Genomic DNA, 15,013 nt, shown 5'->3' on the forward strand with positions numbered 1-15,013 from the left:
TTCATGATCGAAGAAGGCGAAAAACTGCGCAGGACCACTTCCAGCATCATCACTGAGGACAAGGGTGAATTTCTTGGCCTTCCTGGTGGTTCCATCTTCGCCGTCCTCGGTTCCTTCGCCGTGATCCAGGCGATGACGAAGAACTTCTTCCTGGCCCTTATCTTCGCCGGCGTCCTCTATTTCATCATGCGCTCCTGGCTGCGCGGGAAGCCTTCCCACTACATCTTCTACTGGATCTGGGAACGCCGCGCGCCAAAGCTCTACCGCCACCGCGGGGACGGCCCCCGCTTCCGCCAATGGTAGGCATGAAGAACGGATTCCGCTGGCCGAAGTTCGGCATGGTGCCCGCCGCCCGCTTTATCGATCCCGTCCAGCTGGCCAGCCCGCTGGACGTGGTGGGGACCGCCCTCCTCGACGCCTACGGCGGCGTGCACGAGATGTATGAGCTGCAGGCGCCGACGACCGACGTCTTCAGCCCCTCCCGGCTGAACGACCTGCAGGACTCCCTTTCCACACTGGTCACCCGCCTTCCCGAGGGGATCGACGAGATCGAGTTCACCTTCACCACGAATGGGGATTACACCCCCGTCATCCGCAACCATGCCGCGTTGCGGCACGAGAATCCCGTCCTCGACGAACTGCGCCGCACCCGCGCGGGGCGCCTTCAGGAAGAGGTGCGGAAGGGGAAGCTGGTCGCCTGCGCCACGCACATCACCGTCGGCTCGGTGGCGATGGCCCGCCAGGGGGTCAAGGACCTGCGCCGCCCGGTCGACGAGGCGGAGTTCCGCGTCGTCTCCAACCGCCTGCGCTTGGCGGAGGAAAGCCTGCGCGCCGTCACCGACCGTTCCGGCATGGTCCTCAACAAGCTGGAAAGCCCGGCGATGGCCGAATATTTCTACCGCCTCCTCAACCCGGAGCAGGCCGTCGACATGGGCATCCCGCCGCGCTTCGACGCGGAGCGCACCCCGTGGATCGACGCCTGGCTCTGCCAGCCCATCGACACCGCTCCCATGGGGCCGGAAGGCCCCCTCCAGGGCATGATCCGCTGGGGGGACTACTACCACGCCGTCATCAGCATGTCGGGCAAGCCGCTGGAGACCCAGCCGCGGATCATGGACGTCGTCACCGCCGCGCTGCCTTTCCGCCAGTGCCGGGCCACCTTCCGCGTTCGCCGGCTGGACCAGCTCCAGGAAAAGGATCTCCTGGTCAAAGCCCGCGACAAGGCCGACCAGATCCGCACCATGCCGCTCAACTTCCTGGACCGGGCCATGAACCCCTACGGGAAGGACCGGGACAGCGGCGCCAACAACGTCGAGGCCAACGAGCAGATCCGCGAGGCCAACGAGCTAATCGCCAAGATCCGCACCGGCGAAGAGATCCTGGTGCAGACCCAGCTTATTTTCCATCTCTGGCACCGCGATCCGCAGGAGCTTCAGCAGCGCTGTTCCACCCTCCAGGTCCGCATGGCGGAAGTCGGCAACGCGCGCGGCTACCACGAGAAGGACGGCATCCTCCCCATCCTCTTCGGCAGCCTGCCGGCGGCCGGCGGCCCCATGCTGGAGCCGAAGAAGATCTCCAGCCGCATGGCGGCCGACATGATCCCTCTCAACCGCGGCTTCGAGACGCAGGACCGCCCCGTGGCCATGTTCGCCAACGCCACCGGCGGCATCGTCCCCATCAACCTCTTCGACACCAGCCGCGTCACCGCGCCGATGGCCTTCGTCTCCGGCAAGAGCGGCTCGGGAAAATCGGTCACCGTCAACCACCTCATCGCCAGCCACGCCCTGGCGGACACGCGCGTCATCATCCTGGACGTCGGCGGCAGCTACGATTCCCTGGCCGAGATCCTGGGGGCGAAGGTTTTCCGCCTCGATCCCCAGCGCCCGGCCTGCCTCAATATCTTCCAGGTCCTCGGCCAGAGCGGGGACAGCATCAGCGCCGCCGTCTCCGAGCCGAAGTCGGCCCTCCGCTCCCGCTTCGTCAACGCGCTGGAGGCTCTTTGCACCCGGCCGGAGGACCCCAACGGCTGCCTGCCCAGCGAGCTGCGCACCGTCGTCGACGTCGGCGTCGCCCAGACCTTCGCCTGGGGCGCGGAGCGCCGGAAGCCCTACATCACCCTGAGCGACTTCACCGAGCGCGTCTCCAAATTCGCCGAAGGGAAAAAGATCGCCGAGCGCATCCGCCCCTTCCTCAAGAACGAGCTATGGGGCCAGTGGTTCGACGGGCCGACGGAATGGAACGTCGATTCGAAGGCCTTCATCGTCGACCTGCGCGGCATCAAGAAGCAAAAGCAGCTGGCCGACGCCCTCATTCCCCTCATCGTCAGCCTGATCGACGACCTCTGCGTCCGGGACAAGGACGTGCCGAAGATTCTCGTCTTCGAGGAAATGTGGGAGCACGTCGGCAATCCGAAGGTCATGGACATGGTCATCGATTCCTTCAAGACCTTCCGGAAGCTCGGCGCGGCCGTCATCGGCGTCTCCCAGGCCATGGGCGACCTCTTGGAAAACGCCCGCATGGCCAAGGCCGTCGTCCAGAACGCCCAGACCTGGTTCCTCCTGGACCAGGGCGACGGAGACAACCGCAAGATCGTGGCAGAGCAGCTGAAGCTCACCCTGGGCGAGCAGGAAGTCCTCCGCACCCTGAGTTCCTCCCGCCGCATCACCGACGACGGCAAGCCGGAGATGTTCCGGGAAATGCTCTTCGTCCGCGGCTCCGGGGAACAGCGGGAAAGCGGACGCCTGCGCACCTCCTTGATGCCGGAAGACCTGTGGCTGCACACCACCACCGGCCGGGAAATGGCCCTGCGGGAGCACGCCATGAAAGCCGCCGGCGGGGACCGCTGGCTGGCGGTCAAGGGCCTGGCTCTCAAGTATCCCCTGGGTCTCGATCCGCGAGAGGCGGGGCAGGCCATTGAGGGAGAGGCGTCGCCGTCCGAGGGGGCATGAGCAGCGGCGCGCGCGTCCTTGCCATTTTCTTTGCCTGGATTTTCCTGGCGGCGCCCTTGCGCGCCTTCACGAACGACCAGGTCACCCTCCTGGACGTCGATCCGCAGGTCACCCAGCCGCTGGGCTTCGACCGGGCCAGCAAATATCTTTTGAGTTCCGCCAAGGTCGGCCAGCAGCTTTCTCCCTCCATGGCCTTGAGCATCGTGGCGGAACTCATGGTCCTTCCGGAATTTCAGGGTGGCATCGGCTTGGCTCTTTGGGAAGGGGACTACCGTCTGGCTCGCACCATGCGGCAGATTCTCCTTAGCTTGAACATGAGCCAGCAGGCGACGGAAACTCTCCTGGCGAAAATGGCCTCCTCCGGCGGCCGTCTCAATCCTGACGTGGCCCAAATCATGCAGACCGCGGCCACCCAGGAAGTTTGCCGCAAGAGCCTTTATGACTACATGGTCCAGACGCCGGAAAACTATCCTGTCATCGTCGCTGGCTTGAGCCGGTTCTGGAGCCAGCCCCAGTTGCGGATCACGCGCTTGCTACGCGAGCGCTTCCAGCAATTCCTTTCCGGATCGGAATGGGACCAGGTGCTGGCGGGAGATCCCACCGCCCGCTGGAAGCTCAATGAGTTGGTCGAGCCGGAACTCCTCCGCCCGAATATTTTCACCGACATCCTGCGAGCCAACGCCCAGGAAAGTCTCCAGAGCCCTTATTTCCTGTTCTGGTCTCGATGGACCGCCCAGGTGGCCTCTGAGCAGCCTCTTCTCCAGGAGATGATAAACCGGCTTCAGCAATCGACGACGGTGTACGACGGTTTGCAGGCCTGTTTGGCCAAGTCGCTGAGCACCACGGGCGACATTTTGATGCGGCAATACCTGCGTGCCAGCCAGATTCCTCAAAGCCGCTACCAGCGCATCTTCCAGCTGCTTTCGGGTCAGACAGGGCATTCGGTTGAGATGGATAGTACTCCCCGCAGCCGGATGATCGGAACTTGGGCAAGTCAGGTTTCCAGTGACAAGGTTTGGTGCAATTACCTTCTGTGGCATTTAACCCGGCCTGCTTCCAGCCTGGCCCGCGTTACCTTGCATTCGATCGGTGAACAACTTTCGGGCATGCAGGACCTTGCTCAGATCGCATATAACTCGATTGAAGACCAAAACCAGCCGCATCCCGATTGGATCTCCCAGGTCGTACGTGATCCGCGGGAATTTCAACGATTGAAAGCGGCAGGACGCCTCACTGCCTCCGATTGGCTTTCTTTTGGCAGCGGCATGGCCCGTGTGCTGGAGCAGGATCCGGATGCCGCCCGCTGGCTTTTGAGCGACGCTCCGCGCAGCAGCCTTTTCTTTTCCAAAGCGATGGCCGCCGCCATGCAATCCTCCAGCCAGATGGTGATGGCGTGGAGCGGCACCATGCTGCATGGCGACGCCATGGTACAGCAGCGCTTCCTGCGTTTCGCCATTCAGAACGGTGCCATTCGCACGGCGGAGGAGGGGCAGCAATGGCTCAATTTTATCCAGGCGCATGCTACGGAGACGGTCAACCCGCAGGTGGGGAAATTTAAACAGATTTGGGGGAGCTGGGTTCAAACGGGAGAGGGACAATCGGCCGTCCTCATGCACCTGGAATTGGAAATCTGGGGGGTTAATCAAAGTGTGCGGCAGCTCCTCACCAACGGATGGTCGGAGAATGTGGACACCTACCTAACCTGGCGGCACATGGCCACATTCCTCCCTCCGGACAAAGGTGGCATTCTCGCACGGGATAGCATTGTCCTATTGCGGCAAGGAAACTTCATCCAGGCTTGTCTTAGCGGGGCCCAACACGGCAACTTGGCCATCGGAGATGCCATGGTCCCCATCTGGCGCGCCATGTTCCTGCGGCCGGAAAGCGAGCTGGTTTCCGCTTTCCAGCAGGAGCTGACTCGCGGCGCGCTCTTGGGCAATCCCTATTCCGCCGGCGCCCTGGCCCTGGCCGATGCGATCGAGAAGGTCCCCGGCCCCGTCGACCAGAGCATCGCCCGGGTCAATCTCAGCGGCTATTCCCCCGGGGAGGCGGGCCGCGCCAAGCTTATCCGCAGCCTGCTCCAGGCGGGATCGGAGGTGCGCCCCCTGGTCGTCGACATGATGCGGAACAAGGAAATTTGGAACACGTGGCGCAACTCCCTCTTCTCCGCCATCCTCTATGCCGGAAAGGGGACCGCCGCGGCCGACCTGGTCGCCCGGAGCGAAGCATTGCAGAAAATTTGGGCCGACGAGCTCGAAAAGGTGTTTGCCTCCGACCTCAATACCGTCTCTTATATCATGAGTGGCCTTGCCAAGCAGAGCGCCGGGAATGACGGTTCCGCCGATCGCCTAGCAGCTTGGCGTAAGGAACTTATGAACGCCGACGCCGCCAATCAGGTCTTTTTCGAGCAGATGATCGCCGATCCTTCCGGCGGCTATCGCGACCAGTTCGATTCCCTTTGCGCCAAATACCTTTCCCAGTAGCTCCATAACCGCATTCCTTGAATCCCCCCACATGGACCAGAAGAAACGCCTGATAGTCTCCCTCGGTTTGCTCCTTGCCTTGGCTGGGTGTTCCAGCGCGCCTTATGCCTCGCGGCAAAGCACCACCAGCCAAATCACCGACGCGGGCGTCGAATACGGCGGGCCTTTGGCGCTGGGCGCGGCGGGCTTTTTTGCCGGACGGGCCATGGGCCATTCCGATACGGCGGGCGCCCTGGGCGCCTTGGCAGGCGCGGCGGCGGGCATCGGCTTCGACGTCTTTGCCAACGCCAAACGGAAAGAGGCCTACCGCGTGGGCATGGAAGACGGTGCCAATATGGCCCGTGCCGAGCAGGCGATCGACCAGTGGAAGCGGGAGGCTGTCTATAACGCGCCGCGCTCCCAGGTTTCCGCCCTCCAACCGGTTTACCGCCCCGTATACGTCCACAGCCGCAGCATCAACGGGGTGACCTATCCCGGCGGCTATCAGGAAGTGCCGGTTTATCCCTGATTCCTTTGGGAAAACGAAAAAGGGGAAGCCCTCAAGGCTTCCCCTTTTTCGTGCCCGAAAATATTAGGCCGCGTCGAAATATTGTTCGCCTTGGGCCCGGCTGCGGCGGCGGCGCAGCGCCTCCTCTTCCTCCAGATCCTCGATTTCCCGGCGGACCTCCGTGGAACGGCGTACCGAGCCCAGGATGTTTTCCTGGCCCGCGCTTTGGTGGGGAGGATGGGTTAAAAAGGAAACCGTAACGGCGGAGGCCGGAGCCCGCTTTTCCTCATGCAAGCGCTCGGCTTCGACTTTCGCATCGGAAATTTCCCGGCGAACTTCCAAAAGATTGTACCGCTCCAGATTCACCGCCGCCTGCGTCGTGTGGCCGGTAGTGGGGGAAAGGCGGGCGGACCGTTCCTGCTGTACGGCTTCCGCCAACTGTTGAAAAGCGGGATTGGTGTGCGCCACGTTCGGAGAGAGAAGTTCCAAGCGTTGAAGCTGATCTTCGGCCCGATCGTCCATCAGTTCGCCGATTTTACGGAGTTTCGTCAGCTCGTTCAGCTGGGTGGGATCGAGAGGCTTGCCTTGAGTGCCGTGGGGGAGGGGTTTCATGGAGAAGGTCTCTAATGGATAATTCGGCTATTCGCCGAACGAAGAGGCCTTTCCTTAAGATCCATTAAGAAAGAATCCGCTCCTTGGCCTTCTGGAATTCCTCGGCGCTTAGAAGGCCCTTTTCGTAAAGGGCTCCCAGCTTCGCCAATTTTTCCACATCGTCTTGGCTGGGAGTGGAAAGGGATTCCGAAGGGGGCGGAGCCGGAGCCGAAGGCACCGTGATGTAAATGGGCTGCGGCGCGGGAGCTGGAGAGGGGGCGGTGCGCGCTTCCGCGAAGACGGGATTGGGAGCCGCCGCGGCGGCCGCTTCCGGTGACAGGAGGACCGTGCCTGCCTTCGTGATCGGGGCGCTCCACTTGAGGGCCACGAAGTAGCCGATGATTGTCCATCCCCCCAAAAAATTGAGAATGAGCACGGGCCATTTCTTCGGGTGATTGCCCATCCAGGCGCGGATGGTGGGGAAGAAATAGACGGCGCAAAGCAGGAGAATCCCCACCAGCATGCCGCCGCCCGCAGCCGTCGGCGGCGGATGGGTGACGACGGGCGAGTGCGGAATGGGAATGGCGGCGACGGAGTGAGCCGGAGCCGCCTGCGCCAGGAAGGGAAGCATTAGTGCGGAGGGTTGGAAAGGGTGGCCAGGTTCGGCACGTCGTAACGGACGGGGCGGGCCTGCCAGCGGTGGTGCAGCTCCTGGCAGGCCTGGGCCAGGTTTTGCAGGGAGCGGGCCAGGTCGACGTGGGTCTGCGTGCTGCCGTTCTGGCGCAAGAAGGCGCAGACGGCGGAGCCGACGTCGGGCTTCTCGATGTTGAAGGTCAAGATGACGGAGGCGGCGCGGTCCTGCTCGAAGACGACGAAAAGTTCCCGCGCGGCGACGGGGTCTTCCTGCTTCATCCGGTAGAAGGGGCCGGCGGGCGCGGCGTTCAACTCCGCGTAGACGAAGCGGGCCAGCCGCAGCGCCGGGATTTCCATGAACTCCGCCCCCAGGCGCTGGCGGAAGTAATTCTTCAGGTCGGACCAGATATAGACCTCCTCCGGCTGGACGACGTAGGGGCTATTGGCGTCCATGGCTTCAGCGTTCCAGGTGGGAGAAGATGCCCCGCGGCTCGCTGGCCGGGTTTTCCATGGAGGCCTCCAGCAGGTGCTGGAGGATTTCCTTCTGCTGCTCCGGGGAGAGGCTGCGGTAAAGCTCCACGACCATGGCCAGCTCCGTTTTTTCCACGGGATCGGAGACGTCGGTGACGGTGAAGGAAAGGCTCATGGCGGGGAGGGAGGAGCGCTAGACGGCGCGCCCCTCGAATACGAGGATCGGCTCGCAGACCGTTTCGCTGTCCTTGTTGTCCACCTCGTCGTCGAGGCTGGGACCGCCGCCGGAAACCGTCCCTTCCGCCTTCTTCTTTGGCCGGAGGGAGGAGCGGCGGTAGCTCAGGCCGCCCAGGGGAATGGCTCGAGAGGAGCTGCCGGGCAGGGAAGAAGAGGGCAGGGGCACTTCGTAGGGATCATTCAGGTCGGCCAAGGCGGGGGTTTGGCGGAGGAGGGTGACGACGTCGGCGGAGGCGATAGGTTGCAGGAACCAGCCCTCCGGGCCTTCCTCGGCGGCCGCGAAACCGCAGCCCCCCTTAAGCCCGGCCAGCACTTCCAGGCATCCCCGGGCGGAGGGAGACCAGGAGCCCGCGCCGCGCAGGACGATCAGGTCGGCCTCGCCCTCCACCAGGCGGAGGAGGTCCTGCTGCACGGTGGAGGAGGGCAGGAAGGCGTGACCTTGGGCGCGCAGGCTTTCCACGGGAGCTTCGTCGCCGTGGCGCGCGTCGCAAAGGAAAAGGGTTTCCGTGCCGGTCCGATTCATCATGGCAGCTCGGCTCCGGCGGCTTCGTCCAGGGGGATCCCCAGGGCCTCCTTGAGGGCGTTCTCCATCATCTCGGAAAAATCGGAAAACTGCTCGATCGACTCGTGGCGGTCCTTCCACAGCGCGTGGTAGGTGCCGCTGGGCGCGTGATGGGCGTAGAGCCAGAGATCGGACTCGCCCAGGATGAGGTAGGGCGTACGGGCCTTGAAGAGGACGCCGAGGGAAAGATTTTTGGCGATGAGGCCGGGGATTTCCTGATCGGCCTCGTTCTCCTCATCCAGGGCGTAGAAGCAGGAGCCGGAATAAAGGAAGCCGTTGGCCTCCCGCAGGAAGTGGGCGTAATCGGGGGGCAGGTCGGCGCCGAGCTGCCGCCGGACGCGGGGCAGGAAAGCCTCGATCTCCGCAACGCCTGCGCGGTAGAGCGCGCCGCCTTGCTCGTGCAGCGTCTCGTTCAGCAGGTCGAGGAAAGGGGTGTAGGAAGGGCCTTCGCTCATCTCTTTGGCGATAATGTTCTTATAGCACAAACGCCGGGTTTGGAAAATTTTTTACGATGCAAAAAAAAGCCCGAAACCGGCAGGGCGGATTCGGGCTTTTTTTGCGGCCTGGCGCAGGATCAGGAGCCGGCTTCCCGGCCCTCCTGAGGGCGGGGCTTGTCGGTGACGGCGGGGACGCGGGAAAACTCGTAGGCGCCGGCGGCTTCCCGGGCGGCCAAGGCGGCCCAGCCGTTGGTTTGCGGGGTGACGCGGAGTTCCGGCTGCGGAATGCGGGTGGCGGGCTGGGGAAGGTAGGGCTCCGCGTAGCCGTCTTCAAAATTGTTGCGGGCGTTGATCCGGACCGGTTCTTGCATCGACATAAGGCGCTCCTGGGGTTGAGGTTGAATATTATTCGGCTATTCCCGGGCGCATTACCCGCTTTTTCTCAAATTTCTTGGGATTGATCCGGCGCGGGTCCCGGGGGGGCCTGTTTCCGGGGCGGCCGCTCGAACGGGGCGCTGCCGTAGAGGCTGCCCCAATGGGAGCGTATATTCTGGGCAAAGTCCGCGGCGGCCTTGTCCAGGGCCTCCGCCTGCGGGCCGGTTGGGCGCGGGCCGTTTTGGGCGATGTCCAGCCGGGCTTCACGGGCTCGCTGGGCCTGGAGGCCTTTGATGTAGGTGGTCATGGAGCGGCTCCAGCGGCGCTCCTCGTGCTGAAAAGGGGTCACTGCGTGAGGCCTTCCTTTTCGTGGCCGGAATCCTGCGGGCGGGCCGGACGGCGGAAGGGGGCTCCGTGCAGCACGCGCATCCGGCGGCTGAAGACATCCGGGTGGGCAAAGTCGCTGGCGGCGGCGTCCAGGGCTTCTTCGCGGATCTTCGCCATGTCGGCGTCGACTTCCGCCTTGGCCGCCTGTTGGGCGGGGGTGAGAGGTTCGGCCTGGGCGGAGGTGTATTGGCTGCGGGCCCAGTCGGCAAAGCCGTGCTGAAAACGGAGTTCCTCCAGCGTCAGCTTCTTGCGCAGGTTCCAATGCTCGTTCGCGAGGCGCTGGTTGGAGAGTTCCAGGCGGTATTCCTCCAGCTCCGCGGCTGGGTCCTTCGCGGGAGAGGGGAGGCTGAGCTGGTCGGCGGACTTGGCGGCGAAGGCCGTGGCCGGCTGCTGGCGCACCGCGGTGACGATGGCGGGAGTTTCCCGGGCTTCCTTCATTCCGGAGAGGATGCGCATCTGCACGGCGGGCACGGCGCCTTTCTCGTCGAGAACCTTTTCCAGGATCGGCTGGGGCACGCGGAAGAAGTCCTGGAACTTGACCAGGCCGCGGAGCTGGTTTTCCCGCTCATGCGAGGTGGAGGACTGGAACTCCCGCTTCAGGTTCTCGCGGGCGATCCACTTGCGCTTCAGCTCGGGGTAGCTGGCGAAGCCCTCGCCGTAGGTTGTCTCCAGGTCGTGCTGGCGCTCCTTGTCCCATTCCTTTTGCAGGCCTTCCCAATCACGCTTTTTGTCGTCGAAGGCGCGTCGTTCCTGCAGGAGGGTGGCGCGGTATTCGTAGGCGGTCAGCTTCTGCTCGCGGACCTCCCGCTGGAAGGTTTCCTCCCGGTCGAACTCGATGCGGGTGTCGAGGCGCATCAGCTTGTCGATCCGCTCCGCCAGGAGCTTTTCGATGTGGGCGTTTTGGGGGGCGCTGACGCCGTAGGGCATCGGGCCATGATCGGGCATCGCTTGGACTTGGCGGGTTTGCGCCAGGCGGACCTGGGCGGTGACAAGGGCTTCGTGAAGGTGGTCCTGCTGGGCCGGGGTGGCGTTTTCCTGCTGGAGGGCCGCTTCCAGATCCTCGGAGGTGTGGCCGGCGGGGTCCAGGATTTCCACGAGGATGCGGGAGGCTTCCTCCACGCGCTCTTCGTTTTGGCTCACTTCCTTGAGGAGGTGCCGCCGGGCCGCCCAGGTTGCGGTGAGCGGGGCGTCTCCCCGGTCGATCCGGGCGGCGTATTCCTCCCGGTGCGCGGGGAAGGCGGGGCGCTCCGCGTCGATGGCGTCGACCAGCGTCTTGCGGGAAAGGGAATGGCCCTGGAGCAGGTCGCCGAGGTGCTGCTCCCGCTTTGAGGCCAGAGCCTGCTCAAACTGAAGGTAGCGCAGGGCCGCTTCCTGGACCGTGGGGAATTGCGTGGACACCGGGGCGGGCACGCCCTTCTGCGCGATGGCGGAGGCGAGGGCGAACTCGAAGCGGCTCATTTCTCCCGGTTCGGCCCCGGCGGCTTTGTAGAAGGCCTTCAGCTCTTCCGAGCCGATGTGGTACGAGGCGGCCAGGGAATGAATGCGGCCCGCTTCCTCCTCCCGGCGCGCGTCGCGGATAGTGGGGCTCATCTCTTCCTGCACGGAGGCGGTCTGAAGGCGGCGGTCGAGCTTCAGGAAGTCGTCGAGGTGGAGTTTCAGCAGATCCTCGATTTCCGCGCGAGTGGGCGGCTGGATGGCGGGCGTGGGAGCCGGGAAGAGGGTGGCCTGGACGGGGGCGATTTCCGGCTCCGGCGCGGCGGCGAGAGAGGGGGCCGGCGCGGCGTTGAGGGAGAGAAAGCCCATCATCCGCATCTTCTCCTGGTAGAAGTTGAGGCGGCGGATGTTGGCCCCGGCGCGCTCATGGCGGGACTGGGCGGACTCGGTCAGCGGGTGCTGGGTCAGGCTGCGCTGGAAGCGTGCCACTTCGTCCGGCTGGGCGCCCTGATCCAGAAGGATCTGTTCCAAGGTCGGCTCGCCGGGCTGCAGCAGCGCCCGCAGGCGGACGGCTTGGTCGACGTAGTGGCGGCGCAGGTCGGAATCCTCCGTCACGGCGTCAAAGGCCAGGAAATAGCGGCTCACCCATTTAAGGTCATTCCGCAGGTTGCGTCCGGCCACGGTGTCCTGGAAGAACTCCGCCTCCAGCTCGTCCCGCTTTACGATGCTGGTGCCGGTCCACGCCTCGAAGGCGGGGCGCTGCGTCTCCAGGACGGCATCGAACTGGGTGGGCGTGGCCCGCATATCGGCCAGGAACGGCTCCAAATAGCGGCGGCGATCGGCGGCCGCCAGGCGATCCTGCTGAAGGTAGCGGTGTGCCCAATCCTTAAGCGGAGAGGGGGAGGCGGGGGTCAAATCCGGCTGAGGCATGGCCCCGTTCGGAAGCAAGTTTAACGCCAGAGAAGTATTCTCCTGCGGAAAACGTAAAAACCTAAGAAAGGAGAGAAGAGCCCGGGTCCGAGGCGGCCGGAAGGACGGGAGCGGGGCGGCGGACGAGCCACCGCTTGGCCTGTTCCATGACCTGAAGGGGGAAAAAGCCGCCCGGGGTTTTCGCGGCGGCCACGCGCTCTTCCGCGCGGCGGCGGGTGTGCTTGTAGGCGCAGGCGGTTTCCAGCGTGCGGGCTTTGATGACCTGGAGCTTCAGCTCGGCATAACGATCGGAAAAACGGGCTTCGGCCTCCGGTTCGGCCCCGGCGGCGCGCAGGGCATGCTCAAAATGGGAGCGGGTGAGGGGGCAGGCAGTCTGGCAGGCCAGGACTTTTCCGAACTCGAAGAGTTGGCGGGCGGAGTAGGTTTCCTGCGCCTCGGCGTCTCCCTCGGCTTCGATGGCGCGATCGAGGGTCAAATGGAAACGGGCCCAGTTGGCCAGGCTCTTTTCGATCGCCGCTTCCCGAGGGGCCAGGTCGATCATCTTGCCTAGATTATCGGCCATTCTACCCAAAGAAATTACATATTTTTATGTAAAAAGTCAAGGACCCGAAAAAACCGCCCGGGAGAGGGCGGCGGAGGAGGCCTTTAAGGGGTGATGACGGGGGCGGCCTGGGCAGTGTGGCGGACCGCTTTTTCGACTTTATCCCGTTTCTTGGAAGCGGCCAGCCGTTGGGGAGGAAGGGTCTCGATGGCTTGAGGCTCCAGCGTGGAGACTTTGGAAGGGGTGAAGACGCCTTTGAGGTGGGCGCCCAGAAAGGAATCGGCGGCCTGCATGAAGAGGCGCTCGGCGGAGCTGCGCTGTTTGCGCTGGGTTTCCTCCATGCCCACGGTTTCCCAGAAGCGGCGGATGTCCAGGCTGCTGGCCCCGGCGCTGGACAGGGCCTGCTCAAAACGGGCCATCGGGATGCCGCGCTGGGCCAGGACGGTACAGACCTTTTCCAGAGCCCCGATGCGGTGGGCTTTCACGACCTCCATTTTCGCGGAAGTATCGAAACCAACGAGGCTGGCGTATCCGTTAGTGAGTTCCCGCTCCTGCGCGTCGAGTTCCCGATCGTATTTCAGGAAAAGTCCTGCAAATTCCACGATGCGGGGATCGATTTCAGATTGCGTTTTGCACGAACGTTTGTTCATTTTTGGCTGCTCGGAAATAAATAAGCAGGCCGCGTGCCGAAGCGCTTCCAGGGAATCTACTTAGAATGAACCGGAAAGCCGGCGACCGTAATCGGTGACGGGACGTTCTAGAGTTTTGTATAGGAAAAGGGCGACAGTAATGGGAGCGGCCACGTAAAGAGCCATCTTCCAGATTTCCCCAGGAGGGCCCATGAAGTGATAAAGCAGGGTTTGGACAGGAAAATGACCGAGGTAGAGGGAGTAGCTGATATCTCCCAGCCCCGATCCGAATCGCTGCCATGGGGAGTTATACGTGGATTCTGGCATGTCCCGATGCTCCAACAGCGGCAGGAAGAGGAGAATGACTCCCGTGAGGCCAAAGCCGATGGCAGGAAGAGACTCTCCTGGATAGAGGGCGACGAAGGTCAAAGGCATCCAAAACGAGGCGAGACAAAGGCGGCGCTGAAGGGGGGAAAGGCGAATGCGAAAACGAAGGAGAACCAGAATGGCGCCCGCGAGGAAATAAAGGTGCCACAGGCTCAGCGAAGGCCGATCGCGCAAGGCGCCGATTGCCGCCAACAGCGTGAGTCCTAGCCATCCTCCCGCCGCAAGGAAGCCCAGCCGACGGGAGAAGAAAAAGAGGCTGAAGACGCAGTAGAAGAGCAGTTCATGGAAAAGGCTCCATGCGGGCGCCAAGGGGGTTTGGGTGGAGAGAAGGAGAAATCCTTTGATGAGGTCCGTTGCCGAATGAAGGGAGGACACGAATGAATCGGGCGTTGCCCATCCCCAGGAAAAGAAAAGCAGGTTGATTGCGGCGAGCAGCCAAAAGACCGGATAGATTCGAAAAAAGCGTTTGATCCAAAAAGGAAGAAACTTGCTGCGCTTTTTGACGGTGGATAGGTGGAGTTCCTTTTCGTGGGCAAGGGATATCACGATGCCGCTCAAGCAAAAGAACACGAAGACAGCCACTCCGCCCATGCGGACCACGAAAGTTTTTTCGATTTCCTCATCACAAGTAGCCGCATTGATCCAGTAAGGGAGGTGGGAAATGACGACTGCCAGCGCCGCAATTCCCCGCACAAGCTGCAAGGAGATCCACTTTGGCTTTGCGGAAGAAAGGCCCGCGTTCATGTTCTTTTCCAAAAAGTCATAGTCCTCTATCGGCCGGCTCGCAACCTAGGAAGAAAGGTGTCGAGGAGCTTTATATCGGCTGCTAGGCGCGGGTTAGGGGAAAACCCTGCAGGGGTGAGCCTGAAAGCGGGCGTCCCTTTCCCAATCGAAATCAGGATCTGGAGTGATCAGGCTGCAATTTCGGAAATGGAATGACCGGTGCGGGACCGGAGGCGCGCTGGAAGGAGGGGGAGGCCTGCTGCAGGGCGTGGTGGTAGTCCAGGATTCCCTGGCGCTGGAACTTGGAGAGGGAGTCGATGGGCGTGACGCCGGGGGTTTCCCGCTGAAGGCGGTCGATCTCCATGATCTGCTGGTGGAAATCGCGGAAACGGAAGATTTCCCACATTTCGGCGTGGGGAGAGGGGGCTTTCCCTTCCGCGTGCAGGGTTTGGGCGGCCAGGCGGACGGCCGCTTCCATCTGCTGGCGGCGGTTGCCCCAGGAGCTGACCACGGGCAGGTGATCGTGGACGGTGAGGGTGTCCGCCACCATCTTTTGCAGGGACTCTTTTTCCAGCACTTTTAGGACGACGCTCCGGTTGAAGGTCTCGCGGCCCGGGTTTTGATATTGGGCTACCTGCCGGTCGACGTTCAAATAGGTGAGGGCCCATTGTCGGAGCATCGCCTCGGCATTCTTATAGGCCGCGTCCATGACGGCGGGTTGCAGGAGGTCGTCCGGCTGGGAAAGGGACTCCGGCATG

The 15,013-nt window shown here is 63.1% G+C and carries 17 protein-coding genes; 4 read left to right on the forward strand and 13 right to left on the reverse strand.

Annotated elements, in window-relative coordinates:
* The first annotated feature begins 3 nt into the window (after positions 1 to 3).
* The 4 genes from PW734_01035 to PW734_01050 are packed head-to-tail and all read left to right on the forward strand — an operon-like array spanning position 4 to position 5,939.
* Positions 4 to 303, forward strand: coding sequence for a hypothetical protein (locus PW734_01035; GenBank protein ID MDE1169787.1), 300 nt, complete (start codon positions 4 to 6; stop codon positions 301 to 303).
* 2 nt (positions 304 to 305) lie between these two features.
* Positions 306 to 2,948, forward strand: coding sequence for a DUF87 domain-containing protein (locus PW734_01040; protein MDE1169788.1), 2,643 nt, complete (start codon positions 306 to 308; stop codon positions 2,946 to 2,948).
* Positions 2,945 to 5,431 (forward strand): hypothetical protein, encoded by a 2,487-nt coding sequence (locus PW734_01045; GenBank protein MDE1169789.1) that lies wholly within the window; start codon positions 2,945 to 2,947, stop codon positions 5,429 to 5,431. Before PW734_01040 ends, PW734_01045 begins: the two co-directional genes overlap by 4 nt.
* A 31-nt stretch (positions 5,432 to 5,462) precedes the next feature.
* Positions 5,463 to 5,939, forward strand: coding sequence for a hypothetical protein (locus PW734_01050; protein MDE1169790.1), 477 nt, complete (start codon positions 5,463 to 5,465; stop codon positions 5,937 to 5,939).
* A 63-nt stretch (positions 5,940 to 6,002) separates the two neighbouring features.
* Here PW734_01050 and PW734_01055 read toward each other — a convergent pair whose 3' ends face one another.
* From PW734_01055 to PW734_01115, 13 genes are all read right to left on the reverse strand, one after another.
* Complete coding sequence (locus PW734_01055; protein MDE1169791.1) at positions 6,003 to 6,530, reverse strand: hypothetical protein; 528 nt, start codon at positions 6,528 to 6,530, stop codon at positions 6,003 to 6,005.
* Positions 6,531 to 6,594: 64 nt separating this feature from the next.
* Positions 6,595 to 7,140, reverse strand: a complete 546-nt coding sequence (locus PW734_01060) for a superinfection immunity protein (GenBank protein MDE1169792.1) — start codon at positions 7,138 to 7,140, stop codon at positions 6,595 to 6,597.
* A complete protein-coding gene (locus PW734_01065; protein ID MDE1169793.1) occupies positions 7,140 to 7,595 on the reverse strand; it encodes a hypothetical protein in 456 nt (151 codons plus the stop codon). Before PW734_01065 ends, PW734_01060 begins: the two co-directional genes overlap by 1 nt.
* A 4-nt stretch (positions 7,596 to 7,599) precedes the next feature.
* Positions 7,600 to 7,788 (reverse strand): hypothetical protein, encoded by a 189-nt coding sequence (locus PW734_01070; protein ID MDE1169794.1) that lies wholly within the window; start codon positions 7,786 to 7,788, stop codon positions 7,600 to 7,602.
* Positions 7,789 to 7,806: 18 nt separating this feature from the next.
* Positions 7,807 to 8,376, reverse strand: a complete 570-nt coding sequence (locus tag PW734_01075) for a hypothetical protein (protein ID MDE1169795.1) — start codon at positions 8,374 to 8,376, stop codon at positions 7,807 to 7,809.
* Positions 8,373 to 8,867, reverse strand: coding sequence for a YrhA family protein (locus PW734_01080; protein MDE1169796.1), 495 nt, complete (start codon positions 8,865 to 8,867; stop codon positions 8,373 to 8,375). The genes PW734_01075 and PW734_01080 overlap by 4 nt, the downstream gene beginning before the upstream one ends.
* A 119-nt stretch (positions 8,868 to 8,986) precedes the next feature.
* A complete protein-coding gene (locus tag PW734_01085) occupies positions 8,987 to 9,220 on the reverse strand; it encodes a hypothetical protein (GenBank protein MDE1169797.1) in 234 nt (77 codons plus the stop codon).
* A gap of 71 nt (positions 9,221 to 9,291) precedes the next feature.
* Positions 9,292 to 9,573, reverse strand: a complete 282-nt coding sequence (locus PW734_01090) for a hypothetical protein (GenBank protein MDE1169798.1) — start codon at positions 9,571 to 9,573, stop codon at positions 9,292 to 9,294.
* Positions 9,570 to 11,975: a hypothetical protein gene (locus PW734_01095; protein ID MDE1169799.1), complete on the reverse strand. Its 2,406-nt coding sequence runs from the start codon at positions 11,973 to 11,975 to the stop codon at positions 9,570 to 9,572. The genes PW734_01090 and PW734_01095 overlap by 4 nt, the downstream gene beginning before the upstream one ends.
* A 61-nt stretch (positions 11,976 to 12,036) precedes the next feature.
* Positions 12,037 to 12,537, reverse strand: a complete 501-nt coding sequence (locus PW734_01100; GenBank protein ID MDE1169800.1) for a hypothetical protein — start codon at positions 12,535 to 12,537, stop codon at positions 12,037 to 12,039.
* 83 nt (positions 12,538 to 12,620) lie between these two features.
* Positions 12,621 to 13,166, reverse strand: a complete 546-nt coding sequence (locus PW734_01105) for a hypothetical protein (protein MDE1169801.1) — start codon at positions 13,164 to 13,166, stop codon at positions 12,621 to 12,623.
* Positions 13,167 to 13,226: 60 nt separating this feature from the next.
* On the reverse strand, positions 13,227 to 14,276 hold the full coding sequence (locus PW734_01110; GenBank protein MDE1169802.1) for an acyltransferase: 1,050 nt from the start codon (positions 14,274 to 14,276) through the stop codon (positions 13,227 to 13,229).
* Positions 14,277 to 14,427: 151 nt separating this feature from the next.
* Entirely contained in the window at positions 14,428 to 15,012 is a 585-nt protein-coding gene (locus PW734_01115; protein ID MDE1169803.1) for a hypothetical protein, read from the reverse strand.
* Between the last annotated feature and the right edge of the window lies 1 nt (position 15,013).

Origin of the sequence: Verrucomicrobium sp. (assembly GCA_028283855.1) — a bacterium.
Lineage (GTDB): Bacteria > Verrucomicrobiota > Verrucomicrobiia > Methylacidiphilales > GAS474 > GAS474.